Origin of the sequence: Streptomyces chengmaiensis, from assembly GCF_029846775.1 — a bacterium.
Taxonomy (GTDB): Bacteria; Actinomycetota; Actinomycetes; order Streptomycetales; family Streptomycetaceae; genus Streptomyces; species Streptomyces chengmaiensis.
On sequence record NZ_JARWBG010000026.1, the window covers coordinates 76,724 to 100,793 of the forward strand.

The following is a 24,070-nucleotide window of genomic DNA, read 5'->3' on the forward strand; positions in this document are numbered from 1 at the left end:
CGCCCTCCGGACCCCCGCGCCTCAGACGCCGAGCTACTCCACCCCTATCCGCAGCGGCGCCGCATCCGCTCCCCCCGCATACGCCACCGTGTCCACCGCGAGGTGCGTCTCGCGGACGTGGGATTCCAGGCGGGCCGTCAGCCCGGCGGGCGCGGAGTCGGAGGCGATGAGGGTGACCAGTTCGCCGCCTGCGGAGAGCATGCGGTCGAGGACCGTTTCGGCAGTGGCGGCGAGGTCGCGGCCGATGACGGCGACGTCGCCGTCGATGAGGCCGAGGACGTCGCCGGCCTGGCAGACGCCGGCGGTGGTCCAGGACTGGCGTTCCGCGACGGCCAGTTCCGCATAGCGGGTGGCGCCCGCGGCCGCCGTCATGGCGACCACGTCCTCGTCGAAGCGGCGGCCCGGCTCGTGGACGGCGAGGGCGGCGATGCCCTGGACGGCGGCGCGGGTGGGGATGAGGGCGACGCGCACGCCTTCCGTGCGGGCCTGTTCCGCGGCGGCGGCCGCGGTGTGGCGCAGGTCTGCGTCGTTCGGCAGAAGGACGACCTCGCGGGCGTGGGCCCGCCGGATGGCGTCGACGAGCTCGCCGCTCGCGGGCGGCTCTCCGGGCCGGGCCAGCACGGTCGTCGCACCGGCCTCGGCGCACAGGGCGGCCAGTCCTTCAGCGGGGACGACCGCCACCACCGCCCGCTGCACCGGCTCGCGGCGGGGCGGGGCGGCGGCTCCGGCGCCGGCGGCGGCCGCGAAGTGGGTGATGCGGATGCGGTACGGGCGGCCCGCTTCGACGCCCGCCTCCACGGCCGCGCCCGCGTCGTCGACATGGACGTGCACGTTCCACAGGCCGTCGCCGCCGACGACGACCAGCGAGTCCCCGAGGCCGTCGAGCCGGGTCCGCAGCCGCTCCACCGCCGCGTCGTCCGCCTCCAGCAGATAGATCACCTCGAAGGCGGGGCCGCCCTCGGCGCCGCACTGCTCCGGCGGCGGCGCAGGATGGGCGGGCCTTTCGCGCCTCGCCGGGACGGCGGCGCCGGAGACCGACTCCACCAGCGCGCCCAGGACCGTGAGCAGCCCGCGTCCGCCCGCGTCCACGACGCCCGCGCGGGCGAGCACCTCCAGCTGCCCGGGAGTCGCGTCGAGTGCCGTGCTCGCGCCTTCGTACGCTGCCTTGGCGACCGCACCGGCGTCCCCCGGGTCGGTGCATGCGCCCGCCGCGTCGGCGGCCGCGCCGGCAACGCTGAGGATGGTGCCCTCCACCGGGTGTGCCACCGCTTCCCGAGCGAGCTGTGCGGCGCGGCGCAGGGCGCCGGGGAGCTCGTCTCCGTCGGCGAGCCGCTCGGCCATGCCGCGCAGCAGCTGCGCCAGGATCGTGCCCGAGTTGCCGCGGGCCCCGATCAGCGCGCCGTGCGCCATCGCGCGGACGACTTCGCCTGCGGCCGGGCTGGAGGAGCCGACCTCGTGCGCCGCGAAGACCGCCTCGACCGCCTGGGCCGCCGATTCCACGGTCAGATACAGATTGGTGCCGGTGTCGGCGTCCGCGACCGGGTAGACGTTGATCGCGTCGATCTCCTCGCGCTCCCGGCCCAGCGCGTCCAGCGCCCGTGCACACCAGCTGCGTACCGCGACGGCGTCGAGGGTCTGCGGCACCGGGCAATCCTCCTTGATCGGACTGGGCTGCACCGCAGGGTAGACCCGGTTCCGGCCGGTGGGCAGGGTGGGGGCGGGGGGAACCATGGTAGTTTCGTATCCCGGACGCAGCCGTTGTATGCTGCTCCGGTTGCCCGATGCGAGTCGGGCCGTTTCCCGGCAAAGCCACCATCAGACCACTGATTCCGGCACGCCGGAATTCACCGTAAGTGCATCTGAAGTCTTTGGAGTGACCCGTGGCTGCCAACTGCGACGTCTGCGGCAAGGGGCCGGGCTTCGGCAACAACATCTCGCACTCGCACCGCCGTACGTCCCGTCGCTGGAACCCGAACATCCAGCGCGTGCGTACCGTGGTCGGCGGGACGCCGAAGCGCGTCAATGCCTGCACCTCGTGCATCAAGGCCGGCAAGGTCTCGCGCTAACGCCGACGCTTCGTCGTAGCGCAGCCTTCCGGTTGCCTCAAAAGCCGGTCCATCAGCCGATGGACCGGCTTTTCGCCTTTCCCGCGGGCGGGTCGGCCGGCTCCGGGGTTTCCCGCGGACGGATCGGCCGGCTCCGGGATTCCCGGCGGGCCAAGGGCGCTCCGGCGCCGACTCGGGCGAGCGCCTCGGCCGGCCCTCGGCGGCGGCCCCGCCGTCAGCGTCGGCGCTGCCGCCAGGCGTGGTCGACGGGGCCGATCCCCGCGCCCAGTGCGAACCCGGCCGCGATCGCGCCCGTCACATACTCCTTGGCCTGCCGCACCGCCTCCGGCACGTCCAGCCCCTTGGCCAGGCCGACCGCGATCGCCGAGGCCAGCGTGCAGCCCGTGCCGTGGGTATGCCGGTTCTCATGGCGGGGAGCACGCAGCCAGTGCTCCTCGGAGCCGTCCGTCAGCAGGTCGACGGCGTCTCCCGCCAGGTGTCCGCCCTTGATGAGCGCCCATCGCGGGCCGTATTCCAGCAGGGCCTGAGCCGCCCGCGGCAGATCCGCCTCGCTCTCCACTCGTACACCGGTGAGCTGCGCCGTCTCGTCCAGATTCGGGGTGGCCACGGTCGCCGTCGGCAGCAGCCGGGTGCGTACGGAGCCGAGCGCCGCATCGGCGAGCAGCGCGTCCCCGTGCTTGGAGACCCCGACGGGGTCCACGACCACGGGGGCGTCCGTCCCCGCCAGCAGCTCCGCGACGGTCTCCACGAGTTCCGCGGACGCCAGCATCCCGGTCTTCACGGCCTGAACGCCGATGTCGTCGACGACGCTGCGGTACTGGGCTCGCACCGCCTCGACGGGCAGTTCCCACGCGCCCTGCACGCCCTGCGAGTTCTGCGCGGTGACGGCGGTGACGACGCTCATGCCGTGTACGCCGAGCGCCAGCATGGTCTTGAGGTCGGCCTGGACGCCGGCTCCGCCGCCGGAGTCGGACCCGGCGACGGTCAGCACTCTGGGCGGCGCGGACGGGGGCCGGGCGGACGCGCCCGCCGGGCCCGTCCCGTCCGGCGCGTGCGCCCCGTCCGGCATCCCCGTCACTCGCTCTCCCCGAAGTGGTCCCAGCCGCTCTTGCTGGTCCAGGGTGCGCCGTCCACGGTGACCTGCGGCAGCGCCGACGGGTTGAGCACCTCGCCGATCACCTTCCAGCGGGCGGGCAGCTTCACATCCGGTGGGAAGGTGGCGACGATGGCGTGGTCCTCGCCCCCGGTCAGCACCCACTGGATCGGGTCGACGCCGACGGCCTGCCCGATGTCGTTCATCTGGCTCGGGATGTCGATGCTGCCGGACCGCAGATCGATGCGGACCTTGCTTGCCTCCGCGATGTGCCCGAGGTCGGCGACCAGCCCGTCGCTGATGTCGCACATGGCGGTGGCGCCAAGACCGGCGGCCGCGGGGCCCGCGTGGTACGGCGGCTCGGGCCTGCGGTGGGCCTCGACGAAGGCTCGCGGGGAGCGGAAGCCGCGGGAGAGGACCGCGTGCCCGGCCGCCGACCAGCCGAGCCATCCGGTGTAGGCCACGACGTCGCCGGGCTGGGCGCCGGCCCGGGTGACCGGCTCGTGGTTGCGCAGATCGCCGAGCGCGGTGATCGCGAGCGTGATGACATCGCCGCGTACGACATCGCCCCCGACCACGGCCGCCCCCGCGACCTGGCACTCGTCACGGATGCCGTCCATCAGCTCGGTCGCCCAGGTGACCGGGAGTTCGGCCGGCACGACGAGGCCGAGCAGCAGCGCGGTGGGCACGGCGCCCATGGCCGCGATGTCCGCGAGGTTCTGCGCGGCGGCCTTGCGGCCCACGTCGTACGCGGTCGACCAGTCGCGGCGGAAGTGCCGTCCCTCCAGGAGGAGGTCCGTGCTGGCCACGACCCTGCGGTCGGGGGCGGCCACGACAGCGGCGTCGTCGCCGGGGCCGAGCCGCACCGCAGGAGTGGAGGTGAGCCGGGAGGTGAGCTCTCTGATCAGCCCGAACTCCCCCAACTCGCCCACAGTGCCCTTCACCGAGTCCCACCTCTCCGTGGCCCGGCCGGACCGTCCGGCCGGGCTGTCCGCTCGCTCCGCCCGCGGTCGCGGGCGGTTGTCGTCCTGGGTACCGTCAAGAGACCCGGGTACCGTCAGGAGACACCTCGACTTCTCTTATCCCCTGCGCCGCCTTGTGCGCCAGCCTGCCCGGCGTCCGGCACGCATGGCGTCGGGCGGCCGCATAGCGTCGGCCGCCCACCCGGCGTCCGGCTCGTGCGCGCCGCGCTTCGCGCGTCCACGGGGCCCGGGTCTCCCCCTGGCCCGCGGCGACGCGATACCGTGGCGTCCCTTTCCCCCGAACACGAATCCTCGTGGCCGACCTGGAGGTTCCGTGGTACAGGCGTACATCCTCATCCAGACCGAGGTGGGCAAGGCGTCGGTCGTCGCCGAGGTCATCAGCAAGATCCCGGGAGTGATCCAGGCCGAGGACGTGACCGGGCCCTATGACGTGATCGTCCGCGCCCAGGCGGACACGGTGGACGGCCTCGGCCGCATGGTGGTCGCCAAGGTCCAGCAGGTGGATGGCATCACCCGTACTCTGACCTGCCCGGTCGTGCATCTGTAGCCCCCGTCTACGCTTGGCCGGTGACATTCTCGCGCCGCCGGCCCCTCTGTCTGCCCGCCGCTGCCGCCACCGTGCTTGTGTCGGCCGCCGTGGGCTGCTCTCCCACGGACGCGACGGTGCGGGCGGCGGTTCCCAGCCCGCCGCCCGCGGAGGCCGCTCTGTGCCGTGCGCTGGACGAGGAGCTTCCGGAGTCCGTCGCGGGCCAGAGCCGCCGCGATCCGCAGCCGGCCTCCGAGTACACCGCCGCCTGGGGCGATGGCGCGATCGTACTGCGCTGCGGGGTGCCGCGGCCCCAGGCCATGGACGATCCCCAGTCCCAGGGGCTGGAAGCGAACGGGGTCGGCTGGCTGGTGGAGGAGCGCACGGGCGAGGAGGGCGCCGGTCCGCGGTTCACCACGACGTACCGCACCACCTATGTCGAGGTCGCGCTGGACGAGCGGTACGCACATGACGCCGGGCCGCTGGCCGGGCTGGCGGAGGCCGTCGAGAAGACGATCCCCGCCAGCCTGTAGGCCGCGGCGGGCTGCCGGCGGGGCAGCCGGGGGACCTTCTTCAGCGCAGCCCGGTCGAGCGGTTGAGCGCGGCCTGGATCAGCCGGTCCACCAGCTCCGGGTAGCCCACGCCGCTCTCCTCCCACATGCGCGGGTACATCGAGATCGGCGTGAAGCCGGGCATCGTGTTGATCTCGTTGATCACAAACCGGCCCTCCTCGGTGAGGAAGAAGTCGGCGCGGACCAGGCCCTCGCAGGAGGCGGCGTCGAAGGCCTCGATCGCGAGACGGCGCACCTCGGCGGTCTGCTCGTCGGTCAGCGGCGCGGGCACGACACCGGAGGCCGAGTCGATGTACTTGGCCTCGAAGTCGTAGAAGTCGTGCGAGCTGACCGGCGGGATCTCGGCCGGCACACTGGCCCGCGGCCCGTCCTCGAACTCCAGCACCCCGCACTCGATCTCGCGGCCGCGGACCAGCGCCTCCACGATGATCTTGGGGTCGTGGCGCTGGGCCTCCTCTATCGCGGCCTCGAGGCCGGAGAGGTCGTCGACCTTGGTGATGCCGATGGACGAACCGGCGCGCGCGGGCTTGACGAAGAGCGGCCAGCCGTGGTCCGCGGCGAAGTCGATGATCTTCTTCCGGGCCGCTGAAGCGTCCTGTTCCCACTCCCGGGGGCGGAGCACGGTGTACGGGCCGACGGGAAGCCCGAAGGAGATGAAGATCCGCTTCATGTACTCCTTGTCCTGCCCGACGGCGGAGGCGAGGACGCCGGAGCCGACGTACGGGACGCCGGCGAGCTCCAGCATGCCCTGGAGCGTGCCGTCCTCCCCGTACGGGCCGTGCAGCACGGGGAAGACCACGTCGACCTCGCCGAGCGCCTTGGGCACGGCGCCGGGCTCCGTGTAGACGACTTCGCGGCTGCCCGGGTCGACGGAGAGGACGACGCCGCCCTCCTCCGACTCGGCGAGCCGGGAGACGTCCGGCACCGTGCGGTCGGCGATGGCCATCCGGTCCGGATCGTCACCGGTGAGCGCCCAGCGGCCGTCGGCGGTGATGCCGATGGGCAGCACGTCGTACTTGGTCCGGTCGATGGCGCGCAGGACGGCGCCGGCCGTGACGACCGAGATGCCGTGCTCGGAACTGCGCCCGCCGAACACGACGGCCACGCGCGGCTTGCGGAGCGACTCCCCTCCGGAGTGGGGAGGGAGGGGGCTCTGGGAGTGGTTCTCGGTGCTCATATCGCGATGAGACTACCTTGCGGGGTGAGGGGCGTGGAGCCCTGTGGACGGTGCGTCGGGGTGCGCCTGTGGGGCCTCTTGCCCACCCCGCCCCCTTCCCGAAACCGGGGGCTCAGCCCCCGGCCCCCGGTACGGCCTGAAGGCAGTCTCCTCGAACTCCCCCGGACTTCGTCCGGGAGGCGTCCCCGACGGGCTGGAGTTGCCCGCAAGGGCGGGCGACTTCAAGCCTCGTCGGCGATTGAGGCGGCTGAGGCAGCACAGTCAAGCCTCGCCCGGGGGTGCCTCCGGGGCCCGGACGGGCTCCGAGGCGAGGCAGCCGGGGAGTTCGAGGCGCACATCCAGCCCCGCCCGAGGCGCCTCCGGGGTGTACCCCTGGGGGCCGCCACCGGACGGCGTCCGGGGGTCTCTGGGGGGCCACCGGACGGCGTCCGGGGCTCTCTGGGGGAGATCGAGGCGCGGGTCCCGGGGGCGGAGCCCCCGGGGTGGGCGATCAGCGGCGCTCCGCCTTCGCGCTTCGCGACATCAGTTCCTTCAGCGCGACCGCCGGCGGCTTGCCCTCGTGGACGATGCCGACGACCATCTCGGTGATCGGCATGTCGACGCCGTGGCGGCGCGCCAGATCCAGCACCGACTCGCAGGACTTGACACCCTCGGCGGTCTGCTTGGTGACCGCGATGGTCTCCTGGAGGGTCATCCCGCGCCCGAGGTTGGTGCCGAAGGTGTGGTTGCGGGAGAGCGGGGAGGAGCAGGTGGCGACCAGGTCGCCCAGGCCCGCGAGGCCGGAGAAGGTCAGCGGGTCGGCGCCCATGGCCAGGCCGAGGCGCGTGGTCTCGGCGAGGCCGCGGGTGATCAGCGAGCCCTTGGCGTTGTCGCCGAGGCCCATGCCGTCCGCGATGCCGACGGCGAGCCCGATGACGTTCTTGACCGCGCCGCCCAGTTCGCAGCCGACGACGTCGGTGTTGGTGTACGGGCGGAAGTACGGGGTGTGACAGGCGGCCTGCAGACGCTGGGCGACGGATTCGTCCACGCAGGCGACGACCGCTGCGGCCGGGCGGCGTTCGGCGATCTCCTTGGCGAGGTTGGGGCCGGTGACGACGGCGACCCGCTCCGGCGGGACGCCCGCCACCTCCTCGATGACCTCGCTCATCCGCTTGGCGGTGCCGAGTTCGACGCCCTTCATCAGGGAGACGAGGACCGTCTCGGCGGGCAGCAGCGGGGCCCACCGTGCGAGGTTGGCGCGCAGGGTCTGGGAGGGGATGGCGAGCACCGCGAAGTCCGCGCCGTGCAGCGCTTCCGCCGGGTCGGTCGTGGCCGTGATCCGGGCGGGGAGTTCGATGCCGGGAAAGTAGTCGGGATTGGTGCGGGTGGCGTTGACGGTGTCGGCGAGCTCCGCGCGCCGGCCCCACAGGGTCACCTCGCAGCCGGCGTCGGCGAGGACCATGGCGAACGCCGTTCCCCACGAGCCGGTTCCGAACACGGCCGCCTTGGCGGGGTCTGTCACTTGCTTCCCTCCCCGGCGGCCTTGCGCCGCTGTTCTGCACGTGCGTTGCGGTGATCGTAGGGCTGGTCCGGGGCCTTCTCGCCGCGCACCTCCTCCAGCAGCGAGGTGATCGCCGCCATGATGGCCTCGGTCGCCTCGCGGAGCACCTCCGGGGTGGGCTCGACGCCGTCGAAGCGGCTCAGATCGACCGGCGGTCCCGCCTTGACCCGGAGGGTCTTGCGCGGGAAGAGCCGGATCTTGTTCTCCTTGGCGTACGGCGGCATCGCCAGATTCGCGCCCCACTGGGCGACGGGGATGACGGGGGCCTTGGTGAGCAGAGCGACGCGCGCGACCCCGGTCTTGCCCGCCATGGGCCACATCCCGGGGTCGCGGGTGAGCGTGCCCTCGGGGTAGAAGGCAACGCACTCGCCCCGCTCGATGGCGTCCACGGCGGCTCGGAAGGCGTCCACGGCGTTGGTGGTCTCCCGGTACACCGGGATCTGCCGGGTGCCGCGCAGCATCATGCCGACGAACGCGCCCTTGAACAGCCCGTCCTTCGCCAGGAAGCGCGGCACTCGTCCGGTGTTGTACTGGAAGTGGGCGTAGGAGAGGGGATCGAGATATGAGTTGTGGTTGACCGCGGTGATGAATCCGCCCTGGGCCGGAATGTGTTCCATTCCCCGCCAGTCCCGTTTGAACAGAATCAACAGCGGCGGTTTCGCGATGACCGCCGCCAGGCGGTACCAGAAGCCGATTCTACGGCGGGACACTCGGACACCTTCCTCTTTGACCGGGCTACTGCCTGGCTGCTGGGGGTCAAGTGTCGCCCCAGGCCCCTGGTCTGTCGAGGACACCGTACGCCTCGTCCGTCGGCCCGGCGCTGTGGACCTTCCCGCGCACGGGCCACAATGGGCCCGATGCGCACGGACGGAGAGCTTGCCACGGACGCCATTCGGGCCACGGACGCCACAGCCGCCACAGCCGCCACGACCGCCGCGTGGAGCGATCCGCCGGTCCGCTGGTCGCTGATCGTCCCGCTGAAGCCGCTGGCACTGGCCAAGAGCAGGCTCTCGGCCGCGGCCGACGCGCTGCTGCGGCCACGGCTCGCGCTCGCCTTCGCGCTGGACACGGTGGCCGCAGCGCTGGCCAGCCCCGCTGTCGCCGATGTGTCGGTCGTCACGGACGACCCCGCGGCCGCGGCCGGACTGGCCGCACTGGGGGCGCGCATCGTGCCGGACTCCCCGGGCGCGGGGCTCAACGCCGCGCTGGCGCACGGGGCGCGCACGGTGCGATCCCTGCGGCCGGGCGCGCCGCTCGCCGCGCTCAACGCCGACCTTCCCGCATTGCGGCCCGGGGAATTGGCACGGGTACTCACGCGCGCTTCGGCATTTCCACGGGCATTTCTGACGGATGCCGCAGGAATCGGCACCACATTGCTGACGGCCGCGCCCGGGAGCGAATTGCAACCGACTTTCGGCGGCCCTTCACGGTGTCGCCATTTGGCGTCGGGGGCCGTGGAAATCGTGCTGGACGGGGTCGATTCGGTACGGCAGGACGTGGACACGGGGGCCGATCTGGCGGCCGCGTTCGCCCTGGGGGTGGGGCCTCGGACGGCTGAGCGGTGGGCGGCGGGGGCGCGTGCGGTCTAGGCCGTGCCCGGCGGAGCCTCCCGCAGCTGGGGCTCCGCCCCAGACCCCGTTCACGGGGCCCCGCCCCCGGACCCCCGCGCCTCAAACGCCGGCGAGGCTGGATTACCGGCCCTGCGCCTCAAACCCGGCGGGGGAGGATGTGCCACCCCCGGCCCCCAAACGCCAGCAGGGCTGGATTTCCAGCCCGCGCCGCAAGCCCCGCCGAGGCCGGATTACCGCCCCGGCCCGCAAACTCCGGCGGGCTGGATATGCCGCCCCGGTCCTCGAACGCCAGCAAGGCTGGGATTTCCAGCCCGCGCCGCAAGCCCCTCCGAGGCAGATCTTCCAGCCCGTTGGGGGCGTCTCCGTGGGGGAGCCCCGGACGGAGTCTGGGGGAGGTAGCCGGGGGAGTCTGAGGACCGGGGGTCCGGGGGCGGAGCCCCCGGCTATGGGAGAGCGGCGGCGGATAGGCTGGCGGCATGCAGGCGACTTCGTACACATACGACCCCGACACCCGCTGTGGGAGCGTGCTCCTCGACGACGGCACCCCGGTGGAGTTCGACGCGGCGGCGTTCGACGCGGGCGGTCTGCGGCTGCTGCGGCCCGGGCAGCGGGTGCGCATCGAGACCGAGGGCGCAGCCGAATCGCTGAGGATCACGCTGGTGACGCTGCAGACGCTGTGACCGGCGTGGGCTGAGCACCGCCGGACGGCACACAGACGCGCCGCGGGCCGGGTCCCCATGGGGGCCCGGCCCGGCGCGTGAGTGGGCGTGGCGTGGCGTCGAGTGTCGTGGGCCGCTTCCGCGGCGGTTACCTCTTGCGCGCCGTCGTCTTCTTGGCGGCGGCCTTGCGTGTGGTGGCCTTCTTGGCCGGCGCCTTCTTCGCGGTGGCCTTCTTCGCGGGCGCCTTCTTCGCCGCGGCCTTCTTGGCGGTGGTCTTCTTGGCAGCCGTCTTCTTGGCGGTGGTCTTCTTGGCAGCCGTCTTCTTGGCGGTGGTCTTCTTCGCCGCCGTCTTCTTCGCCACCGTCTTCTTGGCCGTGGTCTTCTTCGCCGCGGCCTTCTTGGCGGCGGCCTTCTTCGCCGCGGCCTTCTTGATGGCTGCGCCACCGGTCAGGCTGCCCTTGGGAGCCTTCTTGACGGAGATCTCCCCGCCCTTCGGGAGCTTCTTCGAGCCGCTGACCAGATCCTTGAAGCCCTGGCCCGCGCGGAAGCGCGGAACAGAGGTCTTCTTGACCCGCACGCGCTCACCCGTCTGTGGGTTGCGGGCGTAACGGGCCGGACGCTCGACCTTCTCGAACGAGCCGAAGCCGGTGACCGAAACCCGGTCTCCGCCGACCACCGCGCGGACGATCGCGTCAAGCACCGCGTCGACGGCGTCCGCCGCCTGCTGGCGGCCGCCGACCTTGTCGGCAATCGCTTCTACGAGCTGCGCCTTGTTCACGTCTTCCCCTTCGGAGACATTGACCGGAACGAATGCGTTCGGCCTTTTTCGCACGTTAGGCAGATATATACCGCAAATCAAACACGAAACGGGCTAATCACCCTAGTGCCGCAACGAAGTCGACCGTCGCAGCCACGCGGCGAAGCCGTATATCGGCACAGCACCGGGTGTCAGTCGCCTTCAGGGAATCGGCCCTCGTCGAGGTCCTTCATCAAGCGGTCCAGACGCCTTGCCGCGTCCGGGAGATCGTGCTTCGCCGCTGCCGTCACGACCAGCAGCTTCCGGGACAGCGCCATCCTTACGCCCTCCGGGACTTGCAGTTGGCGCACTCTTGTGTGCGCTTCTTTCAGCCGGGCGGCGACGGCCTCGTAGAGCTCGAGTTGGCTGTCGCGTTCCATGCACCGATTGTGCCATCTGGGGCGAGTTGTCGCCCGACGGGGTCTCAACAAGCGACTGCGCCCCCCGCCGGGCGGCGGGGGGCGCAGTAAGGGAAAACCGCTGCTCAGGCCTTCAGCGTACGCGGTTTGAAGGCGGGCCGGGAGCCCTCGTACGCGGCGATGTCCGCTTCGTTCTGAAGGGTGAGGGAGATGTCGTCCAGGCCGTTGAGCAGCCGCCAGCGGGCGTTCTCGTCAAGCTCGAAATCGGCCACGACCCCTTCGGCGGTCACCTTGCGCTCGACCAGGTCGACGGTGATCTCCGCCGCCGGGTCGGCCTCCGTCAGCTCCCACAGCCGGTCCACGACCGACTGCTCCAGAACCACGGTCAGCAGACCGTTCTTGAGGGAGTTGCCTCGGAAGATGTCGGCGAAGCGGGAGGAGATCACGGCCTTGAAGCCGTAGTTCTGCAGCGCCCAGACCGCGTGCTCGCGCGAGGAGCCCGTGCCGAAGTCGGGTCCGGCGACCAGCACGGTGGCGCCCTGCCGCTCGGGGCGGTTGAGGACAAACTCCGCGTCCTTGCGCCAGGCCTCGAACAGCCCGTCCTCGAAGCCGTCGCGGGTGACCTTCTTCAGCCAGTGGGCGGGGATGATCTGGTCGGTGTCGACATTGCTGCGGCGCAGCGGCACGGCCCGGCCGGTGTGTGTGGTGAAGGCTTCCATGATCCTCAGACTCCAGCGGGCGTGCGGGTGGCAGAGTTGTCGGTCAGATCGGCGGGCGAGGCCAGATGGCCCAGCACGGCGGTGGCGGCGGCGACCTGGGGGGAGACCAGATGGGTGCGTCCGCCCTTGCCCTGCCGGCCTTCGAAGTTGCGGTTGGAGGTGGAGGCGGAGCGCTCGCCGGGGGCCAGTTGGTCGGGGTTCATGCCCAGACACATCGAACAGCCCGCATGCCGCCATTCGGCCCCGGCCCCGGTGAAGACCTTGTCCAGGCCCTCCTCGACCGCCTGCAGAGCGACCCGTACGGAGCCGGGCACGATCAGCATCCGTACCCCGTCGGCGACTTTGCGGCCTTCGAGCAGCGACGCGGCCGCCCGCAGGTCCTCGATGCGGCCGTTGGTGCACGAGCCTACGAAGACGGTGTCGACCTTGATGTCGCGCAGCGGCTGCCCCGCGGTCAACCCCATGTACTCCAGGGCCTTTTCGGCTGCGAGCCGCTCCGAAGCGTCCTCGTACGAAGCGGGGTCGGGGACGGAGGCGGAGAGCGGCGCGCCCTGCCCGGGGTTGGTGCCCCAGGTGACGAACGGGGCCAGTTCGGCGGCGTCGATGAACACCTCGGCGTCAAAGACGGCGTCGTCGTCCGTGCGCAGCGTCTTCCAGTAGGCGACGGCCGCGTCCCAGTCCGCGCCCTGGGGCGCGTGGTCACGGCCCTGGAGGTAGTCGAACGTGGTCTGGTCCGGGGCGATCATCCCCGCCCGCGCGCCGGCCTCGATCGACATGTTGCAGATGGTCATCCGGGCCTCCATCGAGAGCTTCTCGATGGCCGAGCCGCGGTACTCGATGACGTAGCCCTGGCCGCCGCCGGTGCCGATCCGCGCGATGATCGCCAGGATCAGGTCCTTGGCGGTGACGCCCTCGGGCAGCTCGCCCTCGACGGTGATTGCCATGGTCTTGGGGCGGGCCATCGGGAGCGTCTGGGTGGCCAGCACATGCTCCACCTGCGAGGTGCCGATGCCGAAGGCCAGGGCGCCGAACGCGCCGTGCGTGGAGGTGTGCGAGTCGCCGCAGACCACGGTGGTGCCGGGCTGGGTCAGGCCCAGCTGCGGCCCCACGACGTGGACGACGCCCTGCTCGACGTCGCCGAGCGGGTGCAGCCGCACCCCGAACTCCGCGCAGTTCTTGCGCAGCGTCTCCAGCTGGGCGCGCGAGACCGGGTCGGCGATGGGCTTGTCGATGTCGAGGGTGGGGGTGTTGTGGTCCTCGGTGGCGATGGTCAGATCGAGCCGCCGCACCTGCCGGCCGCTCTTGCGCAGGCCGTCGAAAGCCTGGGGGCTGGTCACCTCGTGCAGCAGGTGCAGATCGATGAAGAGCAGGTCGGGCTCGCCCTCGGCGCGCCGGACGACGTGGTCGTCCCAGACCTTCTCCGCGAGTGTCCTACCCATCGCTTTCCCTCCGGCCGGCGTTGTTCGCCCGGCGCTCCTAGAGATGTGTGCGCCGATGGCCGCGCCCCACGCGGACACCGGCCGCCGTCCCGTCGGTGCGCGGGCGGCTGGTGCAACCCAGGTTCGCAAGTTCCCGGGAATATTGAACTTGCGTTTCACAGAGTGAGACGCGAGTATCGTTGCATGGACAACTCTAGCGGCGTCGGCGTTCTCGACAAGGCGGCACTGGTCTTGAGCGCCCTGGAGTCCGGTCCGGCCACCCTCGCGGGTCTGGTCGGGGCGACCGGACTGGCACGACCCACGGCACACCGCCTGGCCGTGGCTCTGGAGCACCATCGGATGGTGGCGCGTGACATGCAGGGCCGGTTCATCCTCGGCCCGCGGCTTTCGGAGCTCGCCGCAGCGGCGGGCGAGGACCGGCTGCTGGCCACGGCCGGCCCCGTGCTGACCCATCTGCGCGACGTTACCGGCGAGAGCGCGCAGCTCTACCGCCGGCAGGGAGACATGCGCATCTGCGTGGCCGCGGCCGAGCGGCTGTCCGGACTGCGGGACACCGTCCCGGTCGGCTCCACGCTGACCATGAAGGCGGGCTCGTCCGCGCAGATCCTGATGGCCTGGGAGGAGCCCGAGCGGCTGCACCGCGGGCTGCAGGGCGCGCGCTTCACGGCGACGGCGCTCTCGGGCGTACGACGCCGGGGCTGGGCCCAGTCGATCGGCGAGCGCGAGCCGGGTGTGGCGTCGGTGTCCGCGCCGGTGCGCGGACCCTCGAACCGCGTCGTGGCCGCGGTGTCGGTTTCCGGGCCGATCGAGCGGCTGACGCGGCATCCGGGACGGATGCACGCGCAGGCGGTCATCGACGCCGCGGCGCGGCTCTCGGAGGCGCTGCGCCGCGCGAGCTGACGCCTGGGGCGCGGGGAGCGCATGGGCGCATGGGCGCATGGGCACCGGGTCGCACCCCGGGCTGCGCATGGTCCCGACTGGTGGGCGTCAACGCCGCCGCCTGCCGGAAGGGCCCGGCCGCGGAGCCGGCCCCGCACCTCCGCCCGCACGGACGGCACAGGGCCCCGCCCGAAGCCGGAGCCGCTTCGACGGGTTCCCCGACCTGCGCCAGACCAGCGTGCGGACGCACCACCGGAGAGAGCCGCCGAGCAGTGCCCGTCAGAGCCGGGCGAGTCGGCCGGCGTGCATCCGGCGGATCTTGCCCCTGCCCCGCCCCTTCCCGAAACCGGGGGCGGGCCCCCGGACCCCCGGCTCCCGGTACGGCCTGCTGGCCGTGTCCACAGCCCCCAGGCTTCGTCCGGGAGGCACCCCAGACGAAGCTCGGATGAGCCCCGCCGACGACCAGGCCGGGGACCCAGGGCAGAGCCCCAAGAGCCAGCCCCACCGGCGATTGAGACGCAGGGCCCGGGGCCGCAGCTACAGAGAACCACCCCGCCGGCGATTGAGCCGCAAGGGCCCAGGGACCGAAGCCCCACAAACCAGCCCCGCCGGCGATTGAGCCGCAGGAACCCGGGGGCAGGAGCCCCAAAACCCAGCCCGCCGGCGATTGAGCCGCAGGAACCCGGGGGCAGGAGCCCCAAAACCCAGCCCGCCGGCGATTGAGCCGCAGGAACCCGGGGGCAGGAGCCCCAAAACCCAGCCCGCCGGCGATTGAGCCGCAGGAACCCGGGGGCAGGAGCCCCAAAACCCAGCCCGCCGGCGATTGAGCCGCAGGAACCCGGGGGCAGGAGCCCCAAAACCCAGCCCGCCGGCGATTGAGGCGCAGGGCCCCGGGGGCAGGAGCCCCAAAACCCAGCCCGCCGGCGATTGAGGCGCGGGGGCTCGGGGCAGAGCCCCGGTTTCGGGAAGGGGGCGGGCAGGGGCAAGATCCGCCCCAGCAGCCCTCGGGCTCCACGAGCCGACCGCCGCAAGGTCAGCCCGCGGGCTTCGCCGTGAGGCGGTCCGCGGCGCGGTCGCCCCGGCGGGCGACCGGGATCACCCCGGTGGCCTTGCCCAGGCCGAATTCCGGCATGTTCAGGTAGATCGACTCGTAGGAGCCGGCCGGCACGACATAGGTCTCGTGCCAGAAACCCACGTTGCCTCGCCCCTCACGCATCCGGCGGTTGAACGCCGCCCACGCGGGCCTGTGCTCTCCGTCGCGGTCCGAGGCGTAGGCGAGCAGCTTCTCCTCGGACTCCCAGTACTGGACGACGTACAGCAGCCGGGGGCCGCCCAGCAGCGGCTGGAGGCCCAGCAGGCCACGGCCCTTCTCCCTCGTCAGCTCCCTGATCATCTTCGGCATGGCGGTGAACACCGGCCACCAGCTGCGCACCGCCCGGAAGTTGTTGATCCGCATGCCGATCAGGAAGACGGTCACACCGCCCTCGGATGCGGCGGTCATCCGGCCTTCGATCGGCTCGTTCCGCTTGACGTCGCTCATCGCTCGGTCCCCTTCGTGGCGACTGCCGGCCATTGGATAGCGTCGCTATCCATGCTTAGATAGTGCCACTATCTAAGAGGGGGTGCAAGCGCATGATGAAACTCGCGGAGCTCAGCGAACGCAGCGGGGTCTCCCCGGCGACGATCAAGTACTACCTGCGCGAGGGTCTCCTCCCGCCGGGCCGGCGGATCACCGCGACCCAGGCGGCGTATACCGAGGAGCATCTGCGCAGGCTGCGACTGGTGCGGGCGCTGATCCAGGTGGGGCGGATGCCGGTGGCCACGGCCCGCGAGGTGCTCGCCGCCCTCGGCGACGACGCGCTCGACCACCACATGCGCCTGGGCGCCGCGGTCTGGGCGCTGCCGCACGGGCCGGAGCCCGACGAGGGCGACCCCGCCGCCGTCGCCGCCCGCGGTGCCGTCGACGAGTTGCTGGAGCGCGCCGGCTGGGACTTCGGCCGCGAGGTGGGCGACGAGTCGCCGGCGTACCGGATGCTGGTGGCCGCCGTCGCGGCGCTGCACCGGCTCGGCTACCCCTGCGACACCGCCCACCTGCTGCCGTACGCCCGCAGCGCCGGCCAACTCGCGGTCGCGGACCTTGATTTGGTCGAGGAGTACGAGCGCGAGGAGGAGCAGGTCGAGGCGGCGGTCGCGCTCACCGTGCTGTACGAGCCGGTGCTGCTCGGCCTGCGCCGGATGGCGGAGGCGGAGGAGTCGCACCGCCGCTTCGGCTGAGCACGGAGCCGGGAAAGACCAGGAGCCGGGGAAGACCGAGGGAAGACAGAAGAGGCCCTCCCCTGACGGGGAGGGCCTCTTCGTCACGTACCCCCGACCGGATTCGAACCGGCGCTACCGCCTTGAGAGGGCGGCGTGCTAGGCCGCTACACAACGGGGGCAAGATCTCGAAAGACCTGCTGGCCTACCTGGACTCGAACCAAGACTAACTGAACCAGAATCAGTCGTGCTGCCAATTACACCATAGGCCACTGGTGGTTTAGACCAGTTGGTACCCCCGACCGGATTCGAACCGGCGCTACCGCCTTGAGAGGGCGGCGTGCTAGGCCGCTACACAACGGGGGCAAGATCTCGAAAGACCTGCTGGCCTACCTGGACTCGAACCAAGACTAACTGAACCAGAATCAGTCGTGCTGCCAATTACACCATAGGCCACTGGTGGTTTAGACCAGTTGGTACCCCCGACCGGATTCGAACCGGCGCTACCGCCTTGAGAGGGCGGCGTGCTAGGCCGCTACACAACGGGGGCCCTGGCGATCCTGCGTCGAGAGATGCATCGGGAGCGACCCAGATGATCACACGGGAAGGATCTGTACCCCCGACCGGATTCGAACCGGCGCTACTGCCTTGAGAGGGCAGCGTGCTAGGCCGCTACACAACGGGGGCTTTGCAGATGAGCTCTGCGAGCTGGCCTACCTGGACTCGAACCAAGACTAACTGAACCAGAATCAGTCGTGCTGCCAATTACACCATAGGCCACCAAAACTCAACCCCCAGTGGGGATTTTGTTTGGCTTACGCTTCCCGCCGNCAAAACTCAACCCCCAGTGGGGATTTTGTTTGGCTTACGCTTCCCGCCGGACCTCTCGGCCCTCTCGGGCGGCGCAGGAAGAACATTACCCGAAGGTGGACGGCGCTCCAAAACGGGTATCCGCCCGCAACAGGCCGGGCAGCTCGTCGAGGCCGGTGATCCGGACCAGCTCCGGACGCCCGCCGATACCGGCGCGGTCCAGCCAGATGCCGGTGAGACCGGCCGCGACCGCCCCGCCGGCGTCGATGTCCGGCTGGTCTCCGACGTAGGCGACGTCCCCCGGGGGCAGCCCGAGCTCCTCACAGGCGGCGTGGAAGGCCTCCGGGGCGGGCTTGGCCACACCGAGCTCCGCCGCGCACAACACGGTCTCGAAGCGGTCGCGCACCCCCAGGACGGTGAGCTTCCGCTGCTGGTTGTGCAGGGAGGAGTTGGACAGCACACCCTGCCGGTACTCCCCCGCCAGCGCCTCCAGCACCGGCAGTGCGTCCGGGAACAGCTCCCAGGCCGCCTCGTAGTGCGCGACATAGCGCCCGAACCAGCCGTCGGCCTCGGCGTCGGTCATCCCCTGCGCGCCGAGGAAGTCCCGGACCCGGTCCCTGCGCTGCTCCTCAAAGCCGACCCCGCCCGCCTCGAAGCGTCTCCAGTGCAGGGTCGTGGCCTCCCGCCACCGGGCGAGCGCCTCCTCCACGCAGCCGTACTCCCCTGCCAGCCCTTCCGCCGCGAGGTGCCGCTGCATGCCCGCTCGGTCCGCGCTCGCATAGTCGAAGATCGTGTCGTCGATGTCCCAGAGAACCCCGCGGATGGCCATAGCGCGACCGTACCGCCGGGGCGGGCCGCTCGCGGGGGAACCGCGAAGGGCCCGGAAGGCATGGCGGCTTCCGGGCCCTTCGTGCGAACGGACGGTTACCCGGCCAGCTTGGACAGGGCCGCCTCGATCCGGGCCAGGGTGCGGTCCCTGCCGAGGATCTGGAGGGACTCGAAGAGCGGCAGCCCCACCGTGCGGCCGGTGACCGCGACGCGGACCGGGGCCTGGGCCTTGCCCAGCTTGAGGCCGTGCTCCTCGCCCGCCTTGAGGACGGCGTCCTTGAGCGAGTCGGGACTGGACCAGTCGGCCGCCTCCAGCCTGGCGCGAGCCGTCGTCAGCAGGGCGGCCGGGTCGCCCTTCATCGCCTTGGCCCAGGACGCCTCGTCCTCTGCCGGCTCCTTCAGGAAGAGGAAGTCGACATTGGCCGTGATGTCCGACAGGACGGTCAGCCGGGTCTGCGCGTACGGGGCGATCGCCTCCCAGGCCGCCCGGTCGAAGTCCTCGGGGGCCCAGTCGGCGTACGGGGCCTTCAGCCAGGGCTCGCAGGCCTCGACGAATGCCTTCTCGTCCAGGCGTCGGATGTGGTCGGCATTGATCGCCTCGGCCTTCTTGAGGTCAAAGCGGGCCGGGTTGGCGTTGACGTCCTCGACGTCGAACTTCTCGACCAGCTCGGCGACGGAGAAGACGTCCTGGTCGGCGGAGAAGGACCAGCCGAGCAGCGAGAGGTAGTTGAGCAGGCCCTCCGGCAGGAAGCCGCGCTCCCGGTAGAGGTTGAGCGAGGACTGCGGATCGCGCTTGGAGAGCTTCTTGTTGCCCTCGCCCATGACGTACGGCAGGTGGCCGAAGGCGGGGATCTCCTTGGCGATCCCCAGCTCGATCAGCGCCTTGTAGAGCGCGATCTGCCGCGGGGTGGAGGACAGCAGGTCCTCGCCGCGCAGCACGTGGGTGATCTCCATCAGCGCGTCGTCGACCGGGTTGACCAGCGTGTACAGCGGGGCGCCGGTAGCGCGGACGATGCCGTAGTCGGGCACGTTGTCCGGGGTGAAGGTCAGCTCGCCGCGGACCAGGTCGGTGAAGGTGATCGGCTCGTCGGGCATCCGGAAGCGGATGATCGGCTCACGGCCCTCGGCGTCGTACACCGCCTTCTGCTCGGGCGTCACCGTTCGGCACTGGCCGTCGTAACCGGACGGCCGGCCCTCGCGGCGGGCCAGCTCACGGCGGGCGTCGAGTTCCTCGGCGGTGCAGTAGCAGGGGTAGGCGTAGCCGCCGTCGAGCAGCTTCTGCGCGACGTCCCGGTAGACGTCCATCCGCTGCGACTGGCGGTAGGGCGCGTGCGGTCCGCCGACCTCGGGGCCCTCGTCCCAGTCCAGGCCCAGCCAGCGCAGCGAGTCCAGGAGCTGCCGGTACGACTCCTCCGAGTCGCGGGCCGCGTCGGTGTCCTCGATGCGGAACACCATGGTCCCGCCGTGGTGCCGGGCGAACGCCCAGTTGAACAGGGCGGTGCGGACCAGCCCCACATGGGGGTTGCCGGTCGGCGAGGGACAGAAACGTACGCGGACGTTCGCGTTAGCCACGCTTGATCACCTTGTTGTTAGCCACGCTTGATCACCTTGTTGGTGAGAGTGCCGATGCCTTCGATGGTGACGGCGACCTCGTCGCCGACGTTGAGGGGGCCGACCCCGGCGGGGGTGCCGGTGAGGATGACGTCGCCGGGGAGCAGCGTCATGGCCTCGGTGAGGTGGACGACCAGGTCCTCGATGGAGCGGATCATGTCGCTCGTACGCCCCAGCTGGCGCTGCTGGCCGTTGACCGTGCACTGGATGGTGAGGTCGTGCGCGGCCGCCAGGTCGATGCCGGTCTCCACCCAGGGGCCGAGCGGGCAGGAGGTGTCGAAGCCCTTGGCCCTGGCCCACTGCTTCTCGCGCTTCTGGACATCGCGCGCGGTGACGTCGTTGGCGCAGGTGAAGCCGAACACGACGTCCTTGACCCGCTCGCGCGGGACATCGCGGCACATCCGGCCGATCACGACGGCCAGCTCGGCCTCGTGGTGCAGCTCCTGGGAGAAGGAGGGGTACTCGATGGCGTCGCCGGAGCCGATCACCGATGTGGTGGGCTTGAAGAAGGCGACGGGGACCTCGGGCACCTCGTTGCCCAGCTCGGCCGCGTGCTCCGCGTAGTTGCGGCCGATGGCGACGACCTTGTTGGGCAGCACGGGCGGCAGCAGACGGACCTTGCTCAGCGGGACCTTGGTGCCGGAGAGTTCGAAGTCGGCGTAGGGAATGCCCTTGATGATGTCGAGGACGAGACCGGCCGGGTCGCCGGTGCCGTCGCCCTCGACCGCACCGAAGGCGACATTGCCGTCGATGGAGAACCTGGCGATGCGCACGGGATGCGGATGCCCCTCTTCTTGTCTTCTTGCTGCTGCGGCCCGCGCCTGCGCGAGCGTTGAAACTGACGCTCCAGGCTAACGTGCTGTACATCCGCCGGTACGACCGCGGCTCGCCCGGACCACCGGCTCACAAGCTACGACTCGCCCAGGGGCGAGTGAGCCGAAGGTGCGCGCAGGTGTCGAAAGGTGGGGGCGCCGCCCAGCGGTGGCTGGGGGAACGCGCAGGTCCCGAGGAACGTGGGGGTACCCCCGGACGGAGTCTGGGGAGGACCGAGCATGATCAACCGTCGACAGACGCCAAAGCGCCCCGTGGGGGCACCTCCATGGGGGTACCCCCGGACGGAGTCTGGGGGAGGTAGCTGGGTGAGGACCGAGCCACGTCAGGAAACAGGCGCGTCCATGAGGACCGTGCGGCGGGGGTTGGCTGTCTGGGTGGGAAGATCGAGCGGGTGCTCCGGCTGCTCCGGCGTCTGCAGTTCCTCCGCGTCCTCGAGGTGCGCGAGGGTGGTGCGACGGGGGTTGGCTATGTTGCGGAACATCATCGTCGTCTTCATGTGCGCTATCGGGCCTTTACAGAGAGCGGGCAATCGTAAAGCGGCACCAGGCTAAACATCCGGTTGCCCCCCAATACCTGGAAGAGGCGACGATCGGCGTGTGAGTTTCCTCACGAATTATTGAGCGATCCCGGCAATTCCGACACTGGATCTTCACCGGCGAATCGGACATTGCGCACCCGAAGCCAGCATTCCGCTCCTGATCATGGCGACTGGGACACCCCGCACACCCTGCTGGCTCGTAGGGAAAAGTCCGCTTTCGCCCATGAACGATTTACACTGCTTGTGACATATCGATCACATCGCGTCACCCAGGTCACAGACGGGTCCCCGGCTCTTGTTGGAGATCCGGCACTGTGCTGGAATTCCACGCACCGCCGCAGGTCTCAGATCGGCGCGCAAGAGGCGCAACGCAGCGCCGAGCGGCGGCGGGAAAGGGGGAGCTGCGCCGGTCACTCACGACCACCGATTGGGGCGCGCACCGTCGCCCCACGACGCCGACACCGTCCCGCCGTTCGCGCGGGGGGACGCCTGGTCCAGAGGTTGCGACGCTAGTGCAGGGACGTTTCAAGAGGGATGGCATGGGTTCCCCCCAGGCCCGCCAGAGTCGAGGAGACGCTGCGGCGGAACAGGAGCCGCGCGGCGGTGCCGACCGCGGCACCTCGCCCCAGCACACCCAGAACCAGGGTCAGTCAGCGCCCGGCGACGGCGGCGAGCGCGCCGCCCGCCCCGGAGCGTCGGCGCCCCAGGGAGCCCAAGGAGGGCAGGGAGACGGGCCCGCTGAGGCGTCCGCTCCGAAGCGGCCCGCGGACACCGGGTCACGAATAGCCCTGCGCAACTGGCGCATCAGCACCCGTCTGGTGTCCCTGCTCACCCTGCCGGTCGTCGCGGCGACCACGCTGGGCGGACTCCGTATCAACGAGTCCATGGAGGACATGAAGCAGCTGGACCATATGCAGCTGCTCACCACCATGACCAAGGAGGCGACCCAGCTCGCCCAGGCGCTCCAGACGGAGCGTGACCTGTCGGCCGGTCCCCTCGCCAACGGCGCCAACCCCAACGACTTCAAGGTCACCGGTCCCCGCACCGCGACCGACCGCGCCAAGAAGAGCTTCCTCGACGCCACCCGCGACATCCCCAACGCGGGCGACGACGCGGCGCTGGAGGCCATCCGCGCCAACGCCAACCAGATCGCCGTCCAGGTCCGCGGCCTGGAGAAGATCCGCCAGTCGGCATACACCGACGACACCCCGCCGTCGATGACGGTGGAGAGCTACAGCCGGCTGGTCGAGTCGCTGCTGAGCCTCTCGCAGGACATGGCGCAGGCCACCTCCAACCCGGAGATGATCAAGCGCACGCGTGCGCTGGCGGCCTTCTCCGCCGCCAAGGAGTACGCGTCCATCCAGCGTGCCATCATCGCCGCGGCCCTCCCGGCGGGCAGTGACTCCAACGGACCGGGTCTGAGCGAGAACGACCGCCTCTACGGCAAGGCGGCTCTCGAGAACGGCGACACCCAGCTCAAGGCGTTCAAGTCCATCTACGAGTCGGTCGGCGGCAACGCCGAGGAGCTGACCGCGACGCTGGACAGCGGCAACCCCACCATCACCGCGTCCGAGCTGTACGCCAAGCGTGTGCTGGACAACCGGAACGGTCTGCTGAAGCAGCAGGACCAGAAGAAGCGTTCGCACCTGGACTGGACCGACGACTACTCGGTCCGCATCAACGCCATGCGGACCATCGAGGCCACGCTGCTGGGCCAGATGGAGGCCAAGGCGCGTGAGCTGCGCGAGCAGTCGCAGCAGGAAGCGATCATCAACGGTGCGCTGATCCTCGTCGTCCTCGGCGTGTCCCTCGTCGGCGCGTTCGTCGTCGCGCGGTCCATGATCCGCTCGCTGCGCAGGCTGCAGGACACGGCCACCAAGGTCGCCCAGGAGCGGCTGCCCGAGCTGGTCAAGCAGCTCTCGGAGGCGGACCCGCAGGACGTGGACACCTCCGTGGAGTCCGTCGGTGTGCACTCCCGTGACGAGATCGGCCAGGTGGCCGCGGCCTTCGACGACGTGCACCGCGAGGCGGTCCGCCTCGCCGCCGAGCAGGCCCTGCTGCGGGGCAACGTCAACGCGATGTTCACCAACCTCTCGCGCCGGAGCCAGGGTCTGATCCAGCGCCAGCTCTCGCTGATCTCCGAGTTGGAGTCCCGCGAGGCCGACCCGGACCAGCTGTCGTCGCTCTTCAAGCTGGACCACCTCGCGACCCGTATGCGCCGTAACGGCGAGAACCTCCTCGTTCTGGCCGGTGAAGAGCCCGGCCGGCGCTGGACGCGCCCCGTCCCGCTGGTCGACGTGCTCCGCGCCGCCGCCTCCGAGGTGGAGCAGTACGAGCGCATCGAACTGGCGTCGGTCCCGGCGACCGAAGTCGCCGGCCGCGTCGTCAACGACCTCGTCCACCTCCTCGCCGAGCTGCTGGAGAACGCGACGTCGTTCTCCTCCCCGCAGACCAAGGTCAAGGTCACCGGTCATGCGCTGCCCGACGGCCGGGTGCTCGTCGAGATCCACGACACCGGCATCGGCCTCTCCCCCGAGGACCTGGCCGCGATCAACGAGCGGCTGGCGTCGCCGCCCACCGTGGACGTCTCGGTCTCCCGCCGCATGGGTCTGTTCGTGGTCGGCCGGCTGTCCCTGCGACACGGCATCCGCATCCAGCTCCGTCCCTCCGACTCGGGCGGCACGACCGCGCTGGTCATGCTCCCCGTCGACGTCGCCCACGGCGGCAAGAAGCCCGGCGGCAAGCCCGGTGCAGGCGGCAAGGGCGGCCCCGGCGCGCCCGCCGCGCCGGCGGGCGGCGGCCGGCCCGGCCTCGGCG

At 71.0% G+C, this 24,070-nt stretch carries 23 protein-coding genes and 7 tRNA genes; 8 read left to right on the top strand and 22 right to left on the bottom strand.

All coding sequences use genetic code 11. The features are described 5' to 3' along the window. Positions 1 to 33: 33 nt before the first annotated feature. Entirely contained in the window at positions 34 to 1,644 is a 1,611-nt protein-coding gene (locus QCN29_RS21900) for a DAK2 domain-containing protein (protein WP_240136808.1), read from the bottom strand. Between the two features lie 236 nt (positions 1,645 to 1,880). Between QCN29_RS21900 and rpmB the strand changes: the two genes are divergently transcribed. Further along, on the top strand, positions 1,881 to 2,066 hold the full coding sequence (gene rpmB / locus QCN29_RS21905; RefSeq protein ID WP_003993230.1) for a 50S ribosomal protein L28: 186 nt from the start codon (positions 1,881 to 1,883) through the stop codon (positions 2,064 to 2,066). 214 nt (positions 2,067 to 2,280) lie between these two features. Here rpmB and thiD read toward each other — a convergent pair whose 3' ends face one another. Further along, positions 2,281 to 3,135, bottom strand: coding sequence for a bifunctional hydroxymethylpyrimidine kinase/phosphomethylpyrimidine kinase (gene thiD / locus QCN29_RS21910; protein WP_398859676.1), 855 nt, complete (start codon positions 3,133 to 3,135; stop codon positions 2,281 to 2,283). A gap of 5 nt (positions 3,136 to 3,140) precedes the next feature. Continuing rightward, positions 3,141 to 4,103 (bottom strand): thiamine-phosphate kinase, encoded by a 963-nt coding sequence (locus QCN29_RS21915; protein WP_240136806.1) that lies wholly within the window; start codon positions 4,101 to 4,103, stop codon positions 3,141 to 3,143. 352 nt (positions 4,104 to 4,455) lie between these two features. Between QCN29_RS21915 and QCN29_RS21920 the strand changes: the two genes are divergently transcribed. Both QCN29_RS21920 and QCN29_RS21925 read left to right on the top strand, forming a co-directional pair. After that, on the top strand, positions 4,456 to 4,689 hold the full coding sequence (locus QCN29_RS21920) for an Lrp/AsnC family transcriptional regulator (protein ID WP_279930214.1): 234 nt from the start codon (positions 4,456 to 4,458) through the stop codon (positions 4,687 to 4,689). A 20-nt stretch (positions 4,690 to 4,709) separates the two neighbouring features. After that, complete coding sequence (locus QCN29_RS21925) at positions 4,710 to 5,201, top strand: DUF3515 domain-containing protein (protein ID WP_279930215.1); 492 nt, start codon at positions 4,710 to 4,712, stop codon at positions 5,199 to 5,201. Positions 5,202 to 5,241: 40 nt separating this feature from the next. Here QCN29_RS21925 and QCN29_RS21930 read toward each other — a convergent pair whose 3' ends face one another. The 3 genes from QCN29_RS21930 to QCN29_RS21940 all read right to left on the bottom strand — a co-directional run bounded on the left by QCN29_RS21930 (position 5,242) and on the right by QCN29_RS21940 (position 8,667). Then, the gene (locus tag QCN29_RS21930; protein ID WP_279930216.1) at positions 5,242 to 6,417 is read right to left on the bottom strand and encodes a D-alanine--D-alanine ligase family protein; all 1,176 of its coding nucleotides are present in this window, start codon (positions 6,415 to 6,417) and stop codon (positions 5,242 to 5,244) included. A gap of 490 nt (positions 6,418 to 6,907) precedes the next feature. Beyond that, positions 6,908 to 7,918, bottom strand: a complete 1,011-nt coding sequence (locus tag QCN29_RS21935; protein ID WP_279930217.1) for an NAD(P)H-dependent glycerol-3-phosphate dehydrogenase — start codon at positions 7,916 to 7,918, stop codon at positions 6,908 to 6,910. Next, positions 7,915 to 8,667: a lysophospholipid acyltransferase family protein gene (locus QCN29_RS21940; RefSeq protein WP_279930218.1), complete on the bottom strand. Its 753-nt coding sequence runs from the start codon at positions 8,665 to 8,667 to the stop codon at positions 7,915 to 7,917. Before QCN29_RS21940 ends, QCN29_RS21935 begins: the two co-directional genes overlap by 4 nt. A 147-nt stretch (positions 8,668 to 8,814) precedes the next feature. Here QCN29_RS21940 and cofC point away from each other — a divergent pair, with 147 nt between their 5' ends. Together cofC and QCN29_RS21950 are read left to right on the top strand one after the other, a co-directional pair. Beyond that, on the top strand, positions 8,815 to 9,546 hold the full coding sequence (gene cofC / locus QCN29_RS21945; RefSeq protein ID WP_279930220.1) for a 2-phospho-L-lactate guanylyltransferase: 732 nt from the start codon (positions 8,815 to 8,817) through the stop codon (positions 9,544 to 9,546). Positions 9,547 to 10,004: 458 nt separating this feature from the next. Then, positions 10,005 to 10,208: a hypothetical protein gene (locus tag QCN29_RS21950; RefSeq protein ID WP_240136800.1), complete on the top strand. Its 204-nt coding sequence runs from the start codon at positions 10,005 to 10,007 to the stop codon at positions 10,206 to 10,208. Between the two features lie 127 nt (positions 10,209 to 10,335). On the opposite strand, the gene QCN29_RS21955 is transcribed toward QCN29_RS21950, so the two are convergent. The 4 genes from QCN29_RS21955 to leuC all read right to left on the bottom strand — a co-directional run bounded on the left by QCN29_RS21955 (position 10,336) and on the right by leuC (position 13,500). Then, entirely contained in the window at positions 10,336 to 10,965 is a 630-nt protein-coding gene (locus QCN29_RS21955) for an HU family DNA-binding protein (RefSeq protein WP_279930222.1), read from the bottom strand. Positions 10,966 to 11,135: 170 nt separating this feature from the next. Beyond that, a complete protein-coding gene (locus QCN29_RS21960; RefSeq protein WP_240136798.1) occupies positions 11,136 to 11,363 on the bottom strand; it encodes an SCO5555 family protein in 228 nt (75 codons plus the stop codon). Between the two features lie 104 nt (positions 11,364 to 11,467). Then, complete coding sequence (leuD, locus tag QCN29_RS21965; RefSeq protein WP_279930224.1) at positions 11,468 to 12,061, bottom strand: 3-isopropylmalate dehydratase small subunit; 594 nt, start codon at positions 12,059 to 12,061, stop codon at positions 11,468 to 11,470. Between the two features lie 5 nt (positions 12,062 to 12,066). Beyond that, positions 12,067 to 13,500, bottom strand: a complete 1,434-nt coding sequence (leuC, locus tag QCN29_RS21970; RefSeq protein ID WP_279930226.1) for a 3-isopropylmalate dehydratase large subunit — start codon at positions 13,498 to 13,500, stop codon at positions 12,067 to 12,069. 183 nt (positions 13,501 to 13,683) lie between these two features. Here leuC and ndgR point away from each other — a divergent pair, with 183 nt between their 5' ends. Then, entirely contained in the window at positions 13,684 to 14,400 is a 717-nt protein-coding gene (gene ndgR, locus QCN29_RS21975; protein WP_279930227.1) for an IclR family transcriptional regulator NdgR, read from the top strand. Positions 14,401 to 15,412: 1,012 nt separating this feature from the next. Here the strand turns inward: ndgR and QCN29_RS21980 are convergent. Next, positions 15,413 to 15,919, bottom strand: coding sequence for a DUF4188 domain-containing protein (locus QCN29_RS21980; protein WP_279930228.1), 507 nt, complete (start codon positions 15,917 to 15,919; stop codon positions 15,413 to 15,415). Between the two features lie 95 nt (positions 15,920 to 16,014). On the opposite strand from QCN29_RS21980, the gene QCN29_RS21985 reads away from it, so the two are divergent. Further along, a complete protein-coding gene (locus QCN29_RS21985) occupies positions 16,015 to 16,653 on the top strand; it encodes a MerR family transcriptional regulator (protein ID WP_279930245.1) in 639 nt (212 codons plus the stop codon). A gap of 88 nt (positions 16,654 to 16,741) precedes the next feature. Here the strand turns inward: QCN29_RS21985 and QCN29_RS21990 are convergent. The 11 genes from QCN29_RS21990 to QCN29_RS22040 all read right to left on the bottom strand — a co-directional run bounded on the left by QCN29_RS21990 (position 16,742) and on the right by QCN29_RS22040 (position 21,211). Next, positions 16,742 to 16,814: transfer RNA gene (locus QCN29_RS21990), tRNA-Glu, on the bottom strand. Between the two features lie 18 nt (positions 16,815 to 16,832). Continuing rightward, a tRNA-Gln gene (locus QCN29_RS21995) sits at positions 16,833 to 16,904 on the bottom strand. 18 nt (positions 16,905 to 16,922) lie between these two features. After that, positions 16,923 to 16,998 (bottom strand) — tRNA-Glu (locus QCN29_RS22000). An 18-nt stretch (positions 16,999 to 17,016) separates the two neighbouring features. After that, positions 17,017 to 17,088: transfer RNA gene (locus QCN29_RS22005), tRNA-Gln, on the bottom strand. 18 nt (positions 17,089 to 17,106) lie between these two features. Further along, a tRNA-Glu gene (locus QCN29_RS22010) sits at positions 17,107 to 17,182 on the bottom strand. A gap of 64 nt (positions 17,183 to 17,246) precedes the next feature. Next, positions 17,247 to 17,319: transfer RNA gene (locus QCN29_RS22015), tRNA-Glu, on the bottom strand. Between the two features lie 21 nt (positions 17,320 to 17,340). Continuing rightward, positions 17,341 to 17,412 (bottom strand) — tRNA-Gln (locus QCN29_RS22020). Positions 17,413 to 17,548: 136 nt separating this feature from the next. Further along, positions 17,549 to 18,271 carry an HAD family hydrolase gene (locus tag QCN29_RS22025; RefSeq protein ID WP_279930229.1) on the bottom strand — a complete coding sequence of 241 codons (723 nt, stop codon included), beginning with the start codon at positions 18,269 to 18,271 and terminating at the stop codon, positions 17,549 to 17,551. Positions 18,272 to 18,366: 95 nt separating this feature from the next. Further along, entirely contained in the window at positions 18,367 to 19,842 is a 1,476-nt protein-coding gene (gene gltX / locus QCN29_RS22030) for a glutamate--tRNA ligase (RefSeq protein ID WP_279930230.1), read from the bottom strand. 17 nt (positions 19,843 to 19,859) lie between these two features. Further along, positions 19,860 to 20,654 (bottom strand): fumarylacetoacetate hydrolase family protein, encoded by a 795-nt coding sequence (locus QCN29_RS22035; RefSeq protein WP_279930232.1) that lies wholly within the window; start codon positions 20,652 to 20,654, stop codon positions 19,860 to 19,862. Positions 20,655 to 21,037: 383 nt separating this feature from the next. Then, the gene (locus QCN29_RS22040) at positions 21,038 to 21,211 is read right to left on the bottom strand and encodes a hypothetical protein (RefSeq protein WP_240140271.1); all 174 of its coding nucleotides are present in this window, start codon (positions 21,209 to 21,211) and stop codon (positions 21,038 to 21,040) included. Between the two features lie 581 nt (positions 21,212 to 21,792). Between QCN29_RS22040 and QCN29_RS22045 the strand changes: the two genes are divergently transcribed. Next, positions 21,793 to 24,070 (top strand): sensor histidine kinase (locus QCN29_RS22045; RefSeq protein WP_279930233.1); only part of this gene is annotated, 2,278 nt, incomplete at its 3' end.